Here is a 17,503-nt window from a genome sequence, read left to right on the forward strand (position 1 = left end):
CGGACGGGCCACGACGGTGGCCGGCGCCGACGCGGGCTGCGTGCGCGCGGGAGGCGGGGGCGGCGTCGGGGCGGCGCGCGGCGGAGCGGCCGGCGGCGTCGGAGGACGCGGCGGGGTGGCGCCCGGACGCACCGTGGGACGCGTCACCGCCTGGGGACGGGCCACGGCGGGGCGTTCGGACGGCAGCCGGCCCGGTTCCACGTCTCCCATGTCCACGCGGCCGCGGAAGCTGGCCCCGTCCACGATGATGACGCGGGGGGCGCGGATGTCGCCCACCATGCGGCCTTCGCGGGTGAGCTCCACGCTCTCCGTGGCGTTGATGTTGCCCACCACCACGCCGCTGACGATGGCGTTTCGCACCGCCACGTTGGCCTTCACCACGCCGGACGGCTCCACGATGAGGGTGCGGCTGAGGGTGAGCTCACCCTCGACGCGCCCGCGGACCGTGAGGTCCTCGTCACCCGTGAGCCGACCGCTGATGAGGATGGAAGGCCCCACCACGGTGTTGTCGACGGAGTTGCCTGCAAGATCCTTCGCGGTCGCCACGGATCAGCGCTCCTTCATGTCCATGTCGACGTTGCCCTTGAAGGAGGCACCGTCGGCGATGAGGATGCGCGGGGCCTTGATGTCGCCCACCACGCGGCAGTCCGTCTTCAGCTCGACCTTGTCGGTGGCGGCGATGTTGCCCGTCACGCGGCCGGCGATCTCCACGTTCTGCGTCTCGATGTCCGCCTCGACGACGCCCGAGCCCTCCACGTAGAGGCTCTCCTTGAGGGAGATCTTCCCCTTCACGGTGCCCTGGATGACCAGGTCCTCGTCCCCGGAAATCTCCCCGTCGATGACGATGCTCGAGCCAATGATCGTATTCGCCATGAGTGTTGTCCGCCTTCTCGAAGCTGTGCGCCTGGGGGGCCGTGGGTCGGTCCCCGGTGGATGCTAGATGTCGTCCGGCAACTTCACGTCCATCTCGATGGAGCCGTTGAACACGGCACCATCCTCGATGACGACCCGTGGGGCCTTGATGTCGCCGGCCACCTTCGCCGAGGCGTTGATGGCCACGCGCGTGGAGGCGTCGATGTTGCCGCTCGCCTCGCCGTTGATGGTCAGTTCCTCGGCGCGGATGTCCGCCTGCACCTTGCCGGTGCCTTCGATGGTGAGGTGGTTCTTCAGGGCGATCTGCCCCTCCACGCGTCCTTCGATGACCAGGTCCCCTCCGCCCGTGAGGTTGCCCCTGATGACGATGCCCTTGCCAATGATGCCCGTTTCACCCTGTGCCATGAGGTGATCCTCGCCAGCGCCTGCTCCGTCGGGAGCGGGGCGACCTGATTATGTCAGAGATGCGCGGAGATCCAGCCGGAGATGTCCTGGAACACCGTCGCGCGGTCCCGCTCGTTGAGCGGCTCGTGCCGCATGCCGGGGTACTCCTTGAACTTCTTGTCCGCCGTCCCCGCCGCCTCGAAGAAGGCCCGCGCCGCCGCCGGCAGCGCCACCCCGTCCTCCTGGCCGCACAGCACGAACAGCGGCACTTGAATCTTCGGCGCCAGCCCGAGCGTCTGCGCCTGGGCAGCCGTCGACTCCACGAACCAGCGGGGCGTGGCGAAGGGCACGTAGAGCGGGTCCGCCCCGACTGCCTTCTGGATGTCCGGGTCGGTGCTGAGCATCTCCGGGGCCAGGCCCGAGGGGACCTTCATCCACGGCACCAGGGTGCCCACCATGCGCGCGGCGAGCACCTTCGCGGCCGGCGGGCTGATGGCCAGCTTGAGGTAGGGCGCGGAGAGGATGGCGCCGGAGAGGCCTTCCAGTCTCCCGGTCAGGGCGTGCGCGGCCATCAGGCCGCCGTGGCTGTGGGCGAGCAGGAAGATCTTCTCGTTGCCCGCGGCCTTGCGCACGCGCTGCCAGAAGCCGTCCAGGTCGTCGAGGAACTCGGTCCACTTCGCGGCGTAGGCGCGCCGTCCGTCCGCGCGGCCGTGGCCCCGGTAGTCGAAGCCGTGCACGGCGAAGCCGTCCTGCACCAGCGCGTCGATGACGGGCCGGTAGCGGCCGATGTGGTCGCCGTAGCCGTGGACGATGGCGACGTGCGCGCGCGGAGCCGCGTCCGGCAGGTCGAGCGTCCAGAACAGCCGGGTGTTGTCCTTCCCGGTGAAGAAGCCTTCGTCGTGGCGGGCCATGAGCCCGGGACCTTAGCGGCCCGGCGCGGTCGAGGGTAGCGCCTTCAACTTGCGCTCCAGGGTGGTGCGCTGGTCCGCGGGCTCGGCGGCCTCCGGCTCCAGCGTCAGCACCTCCAGCGCGCGCGTCCAGGTCCGGACGGCCTCCGGGGCGCGGCCCGCCTTGAGGTACGCGTCCCCCAGGTGCTCCAGGATGGCGGGGTCGTCCGGGGCCAGCTCCACCGCGCGCTCCAGGACCTCCACGGCCTTCTTCGCGTCGCCGCGCTGGAAGAGGACCCACCCCAGCGAGTCCACGTAGGCCCCGTTGTCCGGCCGGAGCGCCAGCGCGCGGCGCACCAGCCGCTCCGCCTCGTCCAGGTCCCGGCCCCGCTGCGCCATCACGTAACCCATGAAGTTCAGCGCGGCGGAATGGTCCGGCTTCAACGCGAGCACCGCCCGCATGCGAGACAGCGCCCCCGCCACGTCGCCCTGGCGCTCCAGCAGGGTGGCCAGGGCGAACTGCAGGTCCTGGCTCCTCGGCGCCTTCGCGACGGCGTCCCTCAAGAGCGCGAGCGCGTCCGGAGCCCGGCCCTGGCGCTCCAGCAGGGTGGCCAGCGCGTCGTATGCCAGCGCCCCGCCCTCCCCCGCCAGCGCCTCGCGCAGCACGCCTTCCGCTCGCGTCGCGTCCCCGCCGCGCTCCAGCGCCCGGGCGTAGCCGACGTGTACCTCCACGTCGTCGGGCGCTTCCGACATGGCCATGCGGTAGAGCACCAGCGCGCGCGGGTGGTCCCCCACCAGCGACAGACAGCGGGCCTGGCGCACGCGGGCGTCGGGGAACACCTCCGAGTCCGGGGGCACGCTCGCGAAGTCCGCGGCGGCGACGGAGAAGCGGCGGGTGCGCTCCGCGACCAGGCCGGCGTAGTACGCGAGGCGGGGCTCGTCCGGCGCGTCCTTGCGCGCGGCGTCCAGCACCTCCTTCGCGGCGGCGGGCTCTCCAGAGGCCAGGTAGCTGAAGGCCACCCGCACGGCCAGCTCCGGCGACGCGGAGAGCGACAGCAGCCGGTCGAAGTAAGCCCGCGCCCGGGTCGCCGACCCGCCCTTCAGCGCGGCACGGCCCGCGGACAGCAGCACCTCGCGGCTGTCCGGATCCGCCTCCAGCGCGCGGGCCAGCGCGTCCTCCGCCTCCTTCGGACGGCCGGAGTCCTCGTAGAGACGGGCCAGCGTGGACCACACCTCCACGTCACCCGGGTCGCGCTCGGAGGCCTTCGCGAGCAGGCGCTCGGCGCGGGCCGCGTCGCCGCGCTCGGCCAGCACGAGCCCCAGCCGCCGGTAGCCGGAGGCCTCTCCCGGCAGCGCGTGGGCCAGCGACTCCACCACCTTCACCGCATCGTCGGGGGCCTTCGCGTCCAGGTACAGCTGCGACAGGACGAGGTACGCCTCCGGCTCGCGGGGACGCAGGGCCACCGCGCGGCGCAGGTGCTGCTTCGCGCGCGCCGTGCGGCCGGACTCCAGCAACACCCGGCCCAGGAGCACGTGGGCGGCGTAGTGCGTGGGGGCCTTCTCCACGGCCCGGCGAAGTTCGCGCTCGGCGCGCTCCAGGTCACCCAGGCGCGCGTACTCCTCGCCCAGCTGGGTAAGGATGGTCGGGTTGCCGTCGTCGGTGGCGAGCGCCAGCCGCAGCTCGTCCACCGAGGCCCGGTGGTTGCCCTCCAGGTGCATCAGCCGCGCCTGGAGGTAGTGCGCGTAGCTGGCGGACGACGCGGACGGCTCATCGTCGCGGTCGCTCGAATCCATGGCCTCGCGCATCGCCTCGCGGTCGACGTGCGGGGCCGGGGCCTTCCTCGCGGGCGCGGCCCCCGAACCTCCGGCGGCCAGCGCGAGGCACATCACTGCGGCACGACTGAGGAGCGGGAGCGGGCGCACGCGGGCTAGTGGACCTCGGGCGGGGGGGCTCCCAGCTTCTCAAGCAGCTTCTCCACCGGATCGCTGTCCTGGCTGACGTCCGCCATGGCGGCCCGGTACTCGATGGAGGTCACGTTCTCCACGTCCGGCATCAGGCGGTTGATGACCGTGCGCGCCGCGTCCGCGTTGCACTCGGGCAGCACCACCGCGAAGACGCCCAGCCCCAGATGGGCGATGGAGTCCGGGTGGCGCACGCGCTTGCGCATCACCTCCGCCATGTTGGGCGGCATGGCGTCCAGATCGCGGTCCGGACGCAGCACCGCCAGCGTGAGGGCGCGGTGGTAGCGGCGGCTGCGGGCCACCTCCTGCTCCAAGCGCAGGAGCAGGCCGCGGCGGTCGAGCAGGCCCGTCACCGGATCGCTGCCGGTGCGCCGCTGCAGCGAGTTCGTCTTGTCCTGCTGATCCTTCTCACCCCGGCTCAGCTTGAGGGCGCGCTCGGTGCGGTTGAGCAGCTCCACCGCGTTGAAGGGCTTGGCCATGTAGTCCACCGCGCCCAGGTTGAGCGCGCGGACCTTGTCGGCCACGCCCTGGTGGGCGGACAGGAGGATGACCGGGATGTGCGCCGTGTCCGACGAGGACTTGAGCGCCATGGCCGCGTCCAGGCCGTCCAGCTTGGGCAGGAACACGTCCATCACCACCAGGTCCGGCCGTGAAGCGCGCGCCTTCGCCAGGCCCTCCGCGCCGTCGCGAGCGACCTCCACGCGGTACTTCGAGCGCAGCACCTCCGACAGCACCGCCGCGATTTCGGGCTCGTCCTCCACAACCAGCACGCGCGGCTGCTCGGGCGCGGCGCCGGGCGCGGGCTGCGGCCGGGGGTTGCGCGCGGCCTCCTGCGCCAGGGGCAGCGTGAAGACGAAGGTGCAGCCACCGTCGGCCGGGCTCTCCGCCCAGATTTCACCGCCGTGCAGCTCCACGAACTCCTTGCAGATGGCCAGCCCCAGCCCCGTGCCCTTGGGCCCGTGGCGGTAGCGGTCGAAGACGAGGTGCAGCTCGTCCGGGGGAATACCCACCCCGTTGTCGCTCACCATCACCCGCACCGCGTCGCCGTCCGGCCGCGACAGCCGCTGCGTGCGCACCACCACCACGCCCGGGTCGCTGGCGTGCTGGATGGCGTTGCTGATGAGGTTCTGCAGCACCTCGTGCAGCTTCACCTCGTCGCCAATCAGCATCAGGCTGTCGGGGCACTCGGAGCGCAGCGACACGGCCTTCTCCGCCGCGAGAATCTCCAGCTCCGCCACGGCGTCGCGGCACAGCTGCGCCACGTCCAGCACGCGGGGCTCGATGGACAGCCGCGCCGCCTCGCCCTTGCCCTTCTCCAGCAGGGACTCGACCAGGGTGAGGATCTTCCGGCCCTGGCGGATCATCGCCTCCGCGGACTGCTTCTGCTGCGTCTCCAGCGGCCCTTCCAGGAGCAGCCGGCCGTGCCCCAGGAGCACCTGGAGCGGCGCGCGCAGGTCGTGGCTGCACACCGCGATGATCTCATCCTTGAGGCGGTTGAGCTCCTTCAGGCGGCGGTTCGCGTCGTTGAGCTCGCGGTAGCGCTCCACGTACGCCAGCTCCAGGTCCTCGCGCTTCTTCTTCACCGCCGTGTGCAGGCGCGCGTTGCGGATGGAGTTGGCGAGCACGCCCGCCACCGCCTCCGCGAACTCCTGCTCGTCGCGGCCGATGGACGCCTCGCCCTTGGACACGCGCAGGAAGAGCGCGCCCAGCAGGTCGTCCTGACAGATGAGCGGCTGCACCAGGATGGACTTCACGCCCTGCGGTAGCAGCGACGTGCGCACCTCCGCCATCAGCGGGTCGCGCTGCGCCTCTTCAATCAGGACGGGCTGCCGCGTCTCCAGCGCGCGGCGCAGCTCCGGGTAGCGCGCCACCTCGATGTCCAGCTGGACGAGGCTGGGGTCCTCCTGCGTCGCGACGACCGTGGCCGTGCGCGCGTGGCTGCCCTCCACCAGCACCACCGAGCAGCGGTCCGTGCCGGTCACCTGGCCGACCTTCTCCACCGCGATGCGGAGGATCTCCTCCAGCTCCAGCGAGCTGGTGGCCGCCTGGGTGATTTCGAGCAGCATCCCCATGCGCATCCGGATGCGCTCCTCGCGCTCCTTGAGCCTCCAGGCGCGCAGGGCGGACTCCAGCCGGGGCACCAGTTCGTCGGCGCCGCGCACGAAGTCGTCCACCGCCAGCCGCTTGAAGGCCTCCGCCGAGCGCGCGCGGCCCTGATCCACCAGCACCGGCAGGCGCTGGAGCTTGTCCGTCTTGCGCACCGTCTCCAGCAGCTCCGCGGCCCGCTTGGCCGTCACCGCCAGGAGCACCACCTCCGGCTGGAGCTGATCCACCATCTCCGCCAGCCCGGTCTCCCGTTCCGTGGAGGCGCACTGGTAGCCACTCGCCGTGAGCCGCTCCACCAACGCGTCACCCGCGGCCTTGGCCGCGAGCACCAGCACCCGCCCCCGCTGCTCAGACGACAACATCTCGATCCTCACGGCGCGCCTCCGCCCCGCCCAGACTGGGAACGACGTCGCGAAAACCCGTTGGGTGCGAAAGGGGTCATGGTCGATTCCGGATCATGCCGTCTAACCCGTCCGCGGGCCAGCGGTTGAACGGGGCTCTCCTCAAGCGAGAGGGGTGGGAAAAGGCGCGCGACGTATACCCCGGACCGGTGTTCTTCCTCCGGAATCCCGCACATGCGTGACGGTCCGGTGACCGGAAACCGCCCGCCCACCCCTTGTAACGGTGGAATCCCACGAAAACAGTCAGACTGTCACTTTCTTCCAACACCACCCTTGCCGTCCGGCCGGAGGCAGGGTGGGCGAGCAGGCGTCGGCGGGGGTTTTCAGGGCTCTCGCGATCAGGATTCCGGGGGATGGGCGCGCTAAGGGACGTGGCCCCGCCCGCTTCCCGGGGGAGCGCGGTAGAGTGCGAAACCATGCACTCCGTCCCTTCGCGCCCGTTCGCGCCGCGGGCCTTCCTGGCCTTGCTGACCTTCTGCGCTTCCGTGTTCGCCGCCTGTGGTGGTGAGAAGCCGGCTCCCACTCCGGACCCGCCGACGGTGACCCTCACCGTGCCGCAGCCCAACACGGCGGCCCCATCGCTGACGGTGCGGGTCATCGTGTCCGGGTGTGACGCCGTGTCGCGGGTGGACATCTACGACAAGGACACGTTCCTGAAGACCGTGCCCTACACCAGCGGGTCCATGGACTTCGAGCTGGCCTCGAATGAAATCAAGTACACCCGCGGACTCGCCGTGAGCCTGTCGCTCAACGCGCGGGCGACGTGCTCCGACGGCCGGACGAACTCGTCCCAGCCGCAGGCGGCCACGTTCCTGCCGGTGACGAAGGTCATCAAGGATCCGGACCCCAACGGCCAGGTGGTGACGGACTTCTTCATCGCCGAGGGCAGCGGCACCAACGTCGCCTTCATCGGGTGCGGCAACCCCACCACGGGCTCCGGCACGCTCTTCCGCGTGGACTCGACGGGCGTGGTGCGCAACTCGGTGGAGCTGGGCATCCCGTGCAGCTCCTCGACGGTCATCACCAGCATCAACCCGACGAGCGGCAAGCGGTGGGTGTGGACGCCGGGCTCGGGCGCCGTGGCGGTGGACTCCAACTTCGCCACCTCCGGTCGCACCGCGGCCACGTACAAGCTGCAGCAGCTGTCGGTGATGGCCAACGGCGACGCGCTGGTGAACGACCTCTACACGGTGTCGCGCCTCAAGCACACGTCGTCCGGCGGCTCCTTCCAGTGGATGTTCGAGAACGCGCCGCTGCAGCCCATCACCCCGCCCAAGGAGAAGGGCCAGCAGGTGCTGGTGGCCTATCCGAACACCGCAGGCGGCGGCGGGCCCGCCTTGCAGATCGAGGTCGCCACCCTGGACGCGAACGCCACGAGCCAGGACCTCCAGCCGGTGAGCACGCGCATCATCTACCAGTACAACGGCCTCATCAGCGCGCCGCCGCCCGCGTCGTTCAGCGTGGATGGTTCCACGCTCTTCATGTCCTTCGACTTCAACAACAACCAGTCGCGCATCGAGGCCTGCTCCACGGAGGCCGCGGGCTGCGAGGGCAACGCGTACCGGTGGTCCAGCACCACCTTCCCGGTGCCCATCCGCTTCCTGCTGCCGTTCAATGGCGGCTCGAAGGTGGCGGCCATTGGCGACCAGCGCGTGTGGTTCCTGAACTCGACGAGCGGCCTCGTCATGAACAAGGGCGGCACGTCCGTGGACGCGTCCGGGCAGCTGCGCATCCTCCAGGTGCAGCTGGGCCAGCCGACGAGCGCGGAGTTCTACCTGCTCACCGGCCCGAACGTGGCGGGCGCCCTGCCCCAGGAAATTGTCGCGGTGGACTCCGCCGAACAGGGCGAGCTGTTCCGCTACGAGGTCTCCAGCAGCCTGTCCTGCTCCGTGGATGACAGCGGGCGGCTGTGGATGCGCGTGGGCAACAACCTGGTCCAGGCCCTCACGCTGCCTGAATACCGCGCCGTCAAGCCGTGACGGCGGGCCTCAGGGCCTGTCGGCGACGAGGAGCGCTTCCACATTGCCGGCGGGCCCGGGCACGGGCGAGTCCATCAACCCGCGCACGCTGAGCCCGTGCTCGCGAACGAAGGCCGTCACGGTGTCGATGGCGTCCTGCCGCGCTGCCGGGTCGCGCACCACGCCGCCCTTGCCCACGCGCTCAGGGCCCACCTCGAACTGGGGCTTCACCAGGGCGATGAGCAGCCCACCCGGTGAGAGGAACGGCAGCACCGACGGCAGCACCTGGGTGAGCGAGATGAAGCTCACGTCGATGACGACCACGCCCACCTTCTCCGGCAGGTCCTCGTCCGTGAGGTAGCGCGCGTTGACCCGCTCGCGGGAGCGCACGCGCGGATCCACGCGCAGCTTCTCGTGCAGTTGGCCGTAGCCCACGTCGATGGCGTGCACCCGCACCGCGCCGTGCTGGAGCAGGCAGTCGGTGAAGCCGCCCGTGCTTGCGCCGATGTCCGCGCCCACGCGGCCCGTCACGTCCAGGCCAAAGCGGTCCATGGCCCCCTTCAGCTTGAGGCCGCCGCGTGACACGTACGGCATCACCTCGCCCTTGAGGCGCAGCTCGGCCTCCACCGGCACGAGGGAGCCGGGCTTGTCCACGCGCTGGTCCGCCACCACCACCTGGCCAGCGAGGATGAGCGCCTGGGCCTTGGTGCGCGACTCGGCGAGCCCGCGCTCCACCACCAGCACGTCCAGGCGTTCCTTCTTCGGCTTCACCGGTTCTCCTCTCCCAGCAGCGCACGGCCCGCGCGCAGCAGGCCCGCCGCATCCAGTCCCAGCTGTGTGCGCTGCACCCGCGCGTCCCCGTGCGGCAGGAAGACGTCCGGCATGCCCAGCAGCGTCACCCGGGGAGACACGCCCGACGCGGCGTACAGCTCCAGCACCGCGCTGCCCAGGCCGCCCCGGACGGTGCCCTCCTCCGCCACCACCACGTGCCCGCCCGCAGCGGCCTCCAGGAGCGCGGCTTCATCCAAGGGCCACGCCCGGCGCGCGTCCAGCGCGCTCCAGTCCGGCTCGCTCCGCACGGCCTCCAGCGCGGACAGACCCAGAGGTCCGAGTGTCACCAAGGTCAGCCGTGAGCCGGGCACACGCTTCAGCCAGCGGGCGCCCGGCATGGGGAGCGCGGCCGGTGTCAGCCGCGAGGCCGTGGAACTCTTGCCCCCCTCCGCGCCAGCGCGCGCGTCGTGCGCCTCAGTCCCGTCCCGTGCCAACTCCGGCGGCAGGTCCGGCAGCGTGCCGCGCGGGAAGCGCAGCACGGAGGGCCCAGAGGCCTGGAGCGCGGTGGCGAGCATGGGCCCCAGGTCCTCTCCCACCACCGGCGCCCACTGCGTGAGACCCGGCAGCGGCCGGAGGAAGGACACGTCGTAGGCGCCCTGGTGCGTGGCGCCGTCCGCGCCCACGAGCCCCGCCCGGTCCACCGCGAAGACGACGGGCAGCCCCGGCAGGCACACGTCGTGGACCACCTGGTCGTACGCGCGCTGGAGGAAGGTGGAGTAGATGACGCAGACCGGCTTCGCGCCCGCCGCGGCCAGCCCCGCGCAGAACGTCACCGCGTGCTGCTCCGCGATGCCCACGTCGTGCACGCGGTCCGGGAAGCGCGCCTTCAAGCCGGTGAGCGCGCTGCCCTCCAGCATCGCGGGCGTCACGGCCACCACGCGCGGGTCCCGCTCCAGCGCGTCACCCAAGACCTGGGCGAAGGCCTCGCTGAACGTGGGCCGACCCCCGCGCGAGCGCACCAGCTTGCCGTCGCGCCACTCGTACGGCCCCATCGCGTGGCCGCGCGTCTGCTCGTCCGCCTCCGCCGGCGGGAAGCCGCGCCCCTTCTTCGTCAGCGCGTGCACCACCACCGGGCGCGATGACGCCTTCGCCTCGCGCAGCGCCCGCGTGAGCGCGCCCAGGTCGTGCCCGTCCACCGGGCCCAGGTAGGTGAAGCCCAGCGATTCGAAGAAGGCGCGGGCGTTGCGCGTGCGCAGGAGCGCCGGGATGGCGCCCACGTTCGCGCTGATGGACATCTGGTTGTCGTTGAGCACCACCACGAGCGGCAGCGGGCTGCCCCCCGCGTTGTTGAGCCCTTCGAAGCTCAGGCCCCCGGTGAGCGCGCCGTCGCCCACCACCGCCACCACGTGGCCCGAGTGCCCCAGCTGCCGCCGGCCGGCAAGCAGACCCAGCGCCGCGGAGATGGCCGTGCACGCATGACCGGCCGCCAGCGCGTCGTGGTGGCTCTCCCGTGGATCCAGGAACGGCGCGATGCCGTCCGCCTGCCGCAGCGTGTGCATCCGGTCGCGCCGGCCGGTGAGCAGCTTGTGCGCGTACGCCTGGTGCCCCACGTCGAAGAGGAGCGCGTCCTGCGGCGTGTGGAAGACGCGGTGCAGGGCCACGACCACTTCGACCGCGCCCAGCGACGCGCCCAGGTGGCCTCCCACGCGGCCGCACGTGGTGATGATGGCCTCGCGCAGCGCCTCGCACAGGCCGGGCAGCGCGTCCTCGGGGAGCGCGCGCACATCCGCGGGAGACGCGACACCGGACAGCACGTCCGCCATCAGGACTTCCGCTCCACCGAGTAGCGCGCCAGCGCCGCCAGCGGACCGTCCACGCCCTCCAGCGGGCGCACCGCCGCCTCCGCCCGGGCCACCAGCTCGTCGGCCATGCGGCGGGACTCGTCCAGCCCCACCACCGCCGGGAAGGTGAAGCGCCCGGCCTCCGCGTCCGCGCCCACCGGCTTGCCCATGGCCTCCGCGCTGGAGGTCACGTCCAGCACGTCGTCGGCGATCTGGAAGGCCAGGCCCACCGCTTCACCGTACGTCACCGCGCTGGCGAGCGCCGCCGCGTCGCCCCCGGCCGCCAGGACGCCCATCCGGCACGCCGCGAGGATGAGCGCGCCCGTCTTCATCCGGTGCAGCCGCAGGAGGTAATCCAAAGCCGCGGCCCGGTCCGCCGCGATGTCCAGCGCCTGCCCGCCCACCATCCCGCTCGCGCCCGCCGCGCGCGCCAGCTCCGCGCACAGGATGCCGCGCACCGGCTCCGGCCCCGAGGCGAGCACGTGGAAGGCCTCCGTCAACAGCCCGTCCCCGGCCAGCAGCGCCACCGGCTCGCCGTAGACCTTGTGGTTCGTGGGCAGGCCCCGGCGCAGGTCGTCGTTGTCCAGGGAGGGCAGGTCGTCGTGCACCAGCGAGTAGGTGTGCACGTACTCCAGCGCGCAGGCCGCGTCCGCCACCACGGCGGCGTCGGTGCTCGACTTGGACACCGCGTCCGCGAAGGCCAGGCACAGCACCGGGCGCAGGCGCTTGCCGCCCGCGAGCAGCGAGTAGCGCATGGACTCCGCCAGCCGGGGCGGCGTGCCCGCGGGACCCAGGCGGTCCGCGCGTTCGAGCAGGAGCGCCTCCACCCGCGAATGCTGCGTGCGCATGAAGGGGTCCAGGTTGAAAGCGGCCATCGGCGTCAGGGCTCCTTCGCCACGTCGGCGGGGATGAGTTCGCGGATGCGCTTGACGAGCGCGTCCAGCTCCAGCGGCTTCACGAAGTAGTCGGCCGCGCCGACCTCCATGCCTCGCCGCTTGTCCTCCGGGTCTCCCCGCCCGCTGATGAAGATGATGGGGATGTCCCGGAACTGCTTGTTCTGCTTCACGGCCTGACACAGCTCGAAGCCGTTGATCCAGGACATGTTCACGTCCAGGAGGATGGCGTGCGGCCGGTGCAGCTCCAGCGACGCGACGAGCCGCAGGCCATTGGCCGCGGACATGACCTCGAACCCCTCGGCCCCCAGGGCCTCGGCGAGCAGCTCGCGCGTGTCGCGGTCGTCATCGACAATCGTAATCTTCGGCTTCGACATGCCCGGCCTCCACCCTTCCCCTGATACCTAGAACGGGACATCGTCCTCCGGTGGCGGACGCGCCTGCGCGGTCGCCCGGGGGGCAGCCTGCGGAGCGGGCCGGGCCGCCACCGCCAGCGGCGCCGCCACGTCCTGGCCGTCCTCGTCCACCAGCAGCTGTTCGATTCGCTGCTCGGCCTCCGTGAGCAGCTTCTCACCCCGGCGGACGAGGCGGATGCCCTCCTCGAACGCCTTGAGCGACTCTTCCAACGACAGGTCGCCGCTTTCCAGCCGCGCCACCGTGTCTTCCAGGCGCGACACCACGTCTCCGTACTGCTCCGGAGCGGGCTCCACCTTGGGGTTCTTGTCCGACTTCGCCACGGCCATCCACCTCCCCGAGCGGGGCGCGGAATGTAGAGGGTGGCCCGCTAGCAGTCCACCGGGCCTTTCAGGCTGGTCACGGTGGCTTCGATTTCTTCACACCCGCCCAGGGTTTTCGCCCCGTGGGCCGCCAGCTTGATGCCCAGCACGTCCCCCACCACCACGTCCGCCGTGGAGCGCACCACGACGCCGTCCCGCTGGCGGAACGTCACCGCGTAGCCGCGAGACATCACCTTCAAGGGGCTCAGGGCGTCCAGGCGGCCCCCCAACCGTCCGAAGTGCGTCTGCGCGGTCGCCAGCATGCCCCGCTGCAGCTCCAGAAGCCGCGAGCGCGCCTGGGCCACCTTCGCCCGCTCGGCCGCCACCCGCGCCGTGGGGGATTGCCGCTCCAGCCCCAGCCGTGCGTCCGCCAGCGCGCCCCGCCGACGGGTGACGCCCGCTCGCGCCGCTTCCGACAGGCGCATGGCCAGCTTGAGCAGGTGGGCCCGCTGTTCCGACAGCCGCGTCTGGGGCCGCGCCCGCTGCAGCCGCTCCTGCAGGGCGCGCAAGGTCTCCCGGTGCTCGCGCGCGCGAGGGCGCAGCACGCGCATCATCGCCTCCACCTGTTCGGACAGGTGCAGGCGCTGATGGTTCACCTCGCGGCGAGGGTCCGGCAGCCGCGCGCGAAGCTGGCCCTGGCGCTCGCGCAGTTCCAGCACCCGGCGCTCCATGGCCCGGCGCAGCCGGCCGGACTGCGTGGCCAGCGTCAGCTCCAGGTCCGCCAGCACCGGCGCCAGCCGCTCCGCCGCCGCGCTGGGAGTGGGCGCGCGCAGGTCCGCGACGAAGTCCGAAATGGTGAAGTCGATTTCGTGGCCGATGGCGGACACCACCGGCACCGGCGAGGCGAAGATGGCGCGCGCCACCCGCTCCTCGTTGAACGTCCAGAGGTCCTCCACGGAGCCTCCGCCGCGCGTCACGACGATGACATCCACGTCGGTGCGCGAAAGCCGCTCGATGGCCCGCGCCACGTCCTCCGCGGCGCCCTCGCCCTGCACGCGCGCGTCCGCCAGCAGCACGCCCAGCCGGGGGTTGCGCGAGTGCAGCACGCGCAGGAAGTCCTGGAGCGCCGCGCCGGTGCGGCTGGTGACGACGCCGATGCGCCGGGGCAGGAACGGCACGGGCCGGGGCGGCCTCACGCGCCGGTCCCCGATGAGCCCCTCCGCCGCCAGCCGCTGCTTGAGCTGCTCGAACGCGAGCGCCAGCGCGCCCTCGCCCACCGGCTCCAGCCGGGACACGATGAGGCTGTAGCGGCCCTGCGGCTCGTACAGGTCCACGCTGCCCTCGGCCACCACCTCCATGCCGTCGCGCAGCGCGAAGCGTATCCGCCCCGCCATGGACGCCCACACCTTCGCGTCGATGGAGGCGTCCGCGTCCTTGAGCGTGAAGTACCAGTGGCCGCGCGCGTTGGCGCCCCGGAAGCTGGACACCTCACCGCGCACCATCACGCGCGGGAAGCGCGTCTCCACCGTCTGCTTGATCTGCCGGGTGAGCTCGCCCACCGACAACACCGTGCGCTCCGGGCGCGGCGGCGGAGTGACGGCGGCAGGGGGCGGCGCGGCGATTTCAGCCACCGGCGCGGGCGAATGAGCCGGGGGAGCCGGAGGCGTCTTGCCTCCGCTGGCGGCCTTCGCGGGCGCGGGACGCAAGGGGGGTAGCAGCGACGTGCCGAACAGGTCGCCCTGCCCCGGCTCTTCGGCCGGGGGCGGCTCCAGCCCCTTGCGCTTCTTCATCGCGACAGCTTCTCGACCCAGCCCTGGGCCTTGCCGTGCAGCTCGTCGTCGGGCGGCGTCATCGCGACGACGTCGCGGAACTTGGGCAGCGCGTCCTCCGGGCTGGAGTCCTTGATGGAGTAGGCCTGCATGTACAGGTCCTTCGCCTTGCCCTTGAGGTCGTTGACGATGTTGGCGGCGCCCGTGTGGCTGGGGTCCGCCTGGAGGGCACGGCGAGCGAACTCCATGGCGCGCGACCACTGGCCGGCGGCCTTCGCGCCCGCGGCGCTCTTGTAATAGATGTTGCCCGCGCGGGTGCCCGCGTTGCGCGCCATCTTGCTCGTGCGCCCTTCGGTGATTTCCTTGTCCAGCGCGAGCAGGCGGGTGAGGCCCTTGGCGTCCAGGTCCTCCAGCTTCTTGTAGAGGTTGCCGAACTCCGTCATCTGCGCCATCAGCTGCTTGCACTGGGACGTCTTGGCCGAGCACGCGTTGAGGATGGCCACCGCCCCGGTGATGTCCGCGTCGCGGAAGCGGTCCACCGCGGGCTCCCACGGCTTGGGCGTCGCGGCCACGCGCACGGGGTCCGGACGCGTCAGGTCCGCGATGACGCGCACGGCGTCGTCATTGACCAGCTTGCCGTCGCGGTGCTCGGGGAAGGTCGCGAGCACGTCGTCGGTGATGGCCTTGGCCTTCTGCACGTTCTCCAGCGCGCGGGTGTCCAGGAGCCCCTTGGCCTCCTTCGTGCGCTTGTCGGCGGCGTCCGTCAGGTTCTTGCGCGCCGTCTTCAGCTGCTCGTACTGCTGGGTGTCGCTGGTCACCTTCTCGATGGACGCCTTCGCGCTGGCCAGCTCGCCCTTGTCCAGCGCCGCCTGGGCCGTGCCCAGGTGCTTCTGGTTGGGAATCTCCCGCTCCGCGGCCTTCAGGTAGTCCTCCACGCCGGGATAGTCCGACGCCCGCGTGTGGAGCTCCTCCAGCTTCGCCTTGGCCTGCTCCCACTGGCCCTCGCGCACCAGGTTCTTGGCCTCCTGGAAGAGGCCGCCCAGCTGCGCGCGGTACTCGCGCTGCTCCGCCTCGATGCGGCCCTGCTCCTCCGCCTGTTGCCGCATGCGCGAGCGCGCGACACCCAGGCCCGCGAAGAGCAGCACCAGCACGGCGACGCCCGCGAGCTTCATCCGCATGCGCTTGCGCTGCGCTTCCGGCGTGAGCTCCGCGGCGGCGGCGGCGCGCGACGTCTGCGGGCGCGCGCGGCCCTCCCGGGCGGGACGCGTGGGCACGGCCGTGGGACCTCGGCCCGCCGCCGTGGACGGACGGGGCCGGGAGCCGGTGGGGGCCTGCACCTTCGCGGTGCTGTTGGCGGTGTCCTCGTAGCGCAGCTCCGAGTCGCCCAGCGTGATGACATCGCCGTTGGCGAGGAGTGTCTCCTCGGCGATGGGCTCGCCGTTGAGGATGGTTCCGTTGCCGGAGCCCATGTCACTGACCATCCAGCCCGAGGACTCCTTGCGCAGCGTCACGTGCTTGCGGGAGACGGACGTGTCCTGGATGCAGATGGGGTTGTCGGCGGAGCGGCCGACCGTGTACTCGAGCTCGGAGAGCGCGAACTCCTCACCCTCCATGGGGCCGGCGACGACGACGAGCTTCGCGGGGCGGGCCGCGGCGGCACCGGAGGTCGACCGGCGGACCGGCGCGCGCGAACCGCTCCCGGAGGAGGGCGTACCGGACGTAGGCCGTCGGCGGGCGGGGGGAGGTGCGTTCGACATGGCGGTCACCGCGTCCTGCTGAGGGGGGCACGGGCCCTAAAGCTCGTGCTCATAGGCTTTTTCCAGCGCGAGATTGTGGCAGCGATGCTCGGCCGTAGGGAAGCGTCTCCGTACGTCTTCCAGGGTCGCGACCGCATCCCGTCGGCTGCGGAACTGAACCGCCCGCTGGAACTGCATCATCAGCTGGCTGCAGCGGTGGTCCAGCTCCATTGAAATCTGGGCGATCCGCTCCCGGACGTCCTCGTAGAGCTCCGGCTTGTCGTCCAGCGCTTCCAGGGTGATCCACGCGGCGCGGTATTCCCGCCACGCCTTGAACAGGTTCTCCGCGCCCACATCCTTGAGCTCGTAGAAGCGGGCCCCCGCCGTCGCGGCCTCCCGGGCGGAGGCGACCAGCTGATCCGGCGGCGCCTCCGGCACCGGGATGATCTCCAGCCGCAGGTTCCAGATGCGCCACGGGTCGCGGCCGGGCGGGTTGAGGGCGTTGTCGAAGAGGATCTGGTTGTTGGCGTTGCGCCGCAGGAGGCTGGGCGGGAGGATCTGCTCCAGCTCACGCTCGGCCGTCTGCGCAGTGTCCGGGGGCACCCAGCCCAGGGACACGCCGTTGAGGGACAGGTTGACCTCGTCCCGGGCGATGCTGCTGGCCTGGTAGTGCAGCACCGCCACGGCGCGCGTGGGGGACACGAAGCGGAAGTCGAAGAGCTTGTCGTCCGCGTGGACCCAGCGCACGCCGTCGCCCAGGCCGAAGGAGTCCGTCACCGGCTCCATGCCCAGCTTGAAGGGTTCGGTGCCCGGGAGCCGGATGGCCGTGGGGACCGCGAGCGCCACGAGCAGCGTCACCACGCACAGCACGGCCACGCCCGCCAGCGACGCGAAGGCGATCCGCTTGGGCAGCGACTGGCGCTTCCAGAAGAGGATGAACCGGCCCTGGAGTGACTTGCCCAGCTGACGCCGCTGACGGGCCTTGTCGGCGGCGGACGAGGGCTCGACCTTCGCGACGACCGTCACCGGGCCGTTGGGCACGGGCTGGACAAGGGAGTCCTCCAGGTCGGCCGGCACGGGCTGGATGGCGTCCCCCTCCACGTCCGAGGAGGGCACGGGGGCCAGTGGGAACTCGCCCGGCAGCGGGCCGGGGTCCAGGGTCGGGGCAGGCGCGGCCCGGTCCCGGCCGACGAACGTCACCGGCTC

15 protein-coding genes are annotated in these 17,503 nt (G+C 71.8%); 1 reads left to right on the plus strand and 14 read right to left on the minus strand.

Features of this window, described 5'->3' with window-relative positions; all coding sequences use genetic code 11:
- From bacP to D7V77_RS30485, 6 genes are all read right to left on the minus strand, one after another.
- Positions 1-546: bactofilin BacP (bacP, locus tag D7V77_RS30460; protein ID WP_147452211.1), on the minus strand; the 546-nt coding region annotated here is incomplete at its 3' end.
- Positions 547-549: 3 nt separating this feature from the next.
- On the minus strand, positions 550-873 hold the full coding sequence (locus tag D7V77_RS30465; RefSeq protein ID WP_014397641.1) for a polymer-forming cytoskeletal protein: 324 nt from the start codon (positions 871-873) through the stop codon (positions 550-552).
- 63 nt (positions 874-936) lie between these two features.
- Positions 937-1,278, minus strand: a complete 342-nt coding sequence (bacN, locus tag D7V77_RS30470; RefSeq protein WP_120537550.1) for a bactofilin BacN — start codon at positions 1,276-1,278, stop codon at positions 937-939.
- 53 nt (positions 1,279-1,331) lie between these two features.
- Positions 1,332-2,168, minus strand: a complete 837-nt coding sequence (locus D7V77_RS30475) for an alpha/beta hydrolase (RefSeq protein ID WP_120579804.1) — start codon at positions 2,166-2,168, stop codon at positions 1,332-1,334.
- Positions 2,169-2,180: 12 nt separating this feature from the next.
- Positions 2,181-4,031, minus strand: a complete 1,851-nt coding sequence (locus D7V77_RS30480; protein WP_120579805.1) for a tetratricopeptide repeat protein — start codon at positions 4,029-4,031, stop codon at positions 2,181-2,183.
- A 41-nt stretch (positions 4,032-4,072) separates the two neighbouring features.
- Entirely contained in the window at positions 4,073-6,571 is a 2,499-nt protein-coding gene (locus D7V77_RS30485; protein WP_120579814.1) for an ATP-binding protein, read from the minus strand.
- A 458-nt stretch (positions 6,572-7,029) separates the two neighbouring features.
- Here D7V77_RS30485 and D7V77_RS30490 point away from each other — a divergent pair, with 458 nt between their 5' ends.
- Positions 7,030-8,592: a hypothetical protein gene (locus D7V77_RS30490; protein ID WP_120579806.1), complete on the plus strand. Its 1,563-nt coding sequence runs from the start codon at positions 7,030-7,032 to the stop codon at positions 8,590-8,592.
- A 9-nt stretch (positions 8,593-8,601) separates the two neighbouring features.
- Here D7V77_RS30490 and D7V77_RS30495 read toward each other — a convergent pair whose 3' ends face one another.
- From D7V77_RS30495 to D7V77_RS43890, 8 genes are all read right to left on the minus strand, one after another.
- Positions 8,602-9,342 carry a TlyA family RNA methyltransferase gene (locus tag D7V77_RS30495; protein WP_120579807.1) on the minus strand — a complete coding sequence of 247 codons (741 nt, stop codon included), beginning with the start codon at positions 9,340-9,342 and terminating at the stop codon, positions 8,602-8,604.
- Entirely contained in the window at positions 9,339-11,165 is a 1,827-nt protein-coding gene (locus tag D7V77_RS30500) for a 1-deoxy-D-xylulose-5-phosphate synthase (RefSeq protein ID WP_120579808.1), read from the minus strand. Before D7V77_RS30500 ends, D7V77_RS30495 begins: the two co-directional genes overlap by 4 nt.
- Positions 11,165-12,058, minus strand: coding sequence for a polyprenyl synthetase family protein (locus D7V77_RS30505; protein WP_120579809.1), 894 nt, complete (start codon positions 12,056-12,058; stop codon positions 11,165-11,167). The genes D7V77_RS30500 and D7V77_RS30505 overlap by 1 nt, the downstream gene beginning before the upstream one ends.
- A 5-nt stretch (positions 12,059-12,063) precedes the next feature.
- Positions 12,064-12,453 carry a PleD family two-component system response regulator gene (locus D7V77_RS30510; RefSeq protein WP_014397650.1) on the minus strand — a complete coding sequence of 130 codons (390 nt, stop codon included), beginning with the start codon at positions 12,451-12,453 and terminating at the stop codon, positions 12,064-12,066.
- 27 nt (positions 12,454-12,480) lie between these two features.
- Positions 12,481-12,819 carry an exodeoxyribonuclease VII small subunit gene (gene xseB / locus D7V77_RS30515; RefSeq protein WP_120579810.1) on the minus strand — a complete coding sequence of 113 codons (339 nt, stop codon included), beginning with the start codon at positions 12,817-12,819 and terminating at the stop codon, positions 12,481-12,483.
- 41 nt (positions 12,820-12,860) lie between these two features.
- A complete protein-coding gene (xseA, locus tag D7V77_RS30520) occupies positions 12,861-14,582 on the minus strand; it encodes an exodeoxyribonuclease VII large subunit (RefSeq protein ID WP_120579811.1) in 1,722 nt (573 codons plus the stop codon).
- Positions 14,579-16,318, minus strand: a complete 1,740-nt coding sequence (locus tag D7V77_RS30525; protein ID WP_167547947.1) for an FHA domain-containing protein — start codon at positions 16,316-16,318, stop codon at positions 14,579-14,581. Before D7V77_RS30525 ends, xseA begins: the two co-directional genes overlap by 4 nt.
- A gap of 36 nt (positions 16,319-16,354) precedes the next feature.
- Positions 16,355-17,503, minus strand: a 1,149-nt coding sequence (locus tag D7V77_RS43890) for an FHA domain-containing protein (protein ID WP_158624514.1), incomplete at its 5' end; no start/stop codon positions are given.

This window comes from Corallococcus sp. CA041A, assembly GCF_003612075.1.
Taxonomy (GTDB): Bacteria; Myxococcota; Myxococcia; order Myxococcales; family Myxococcaceae; genus Corallococcus; species Corallococcus exiguus.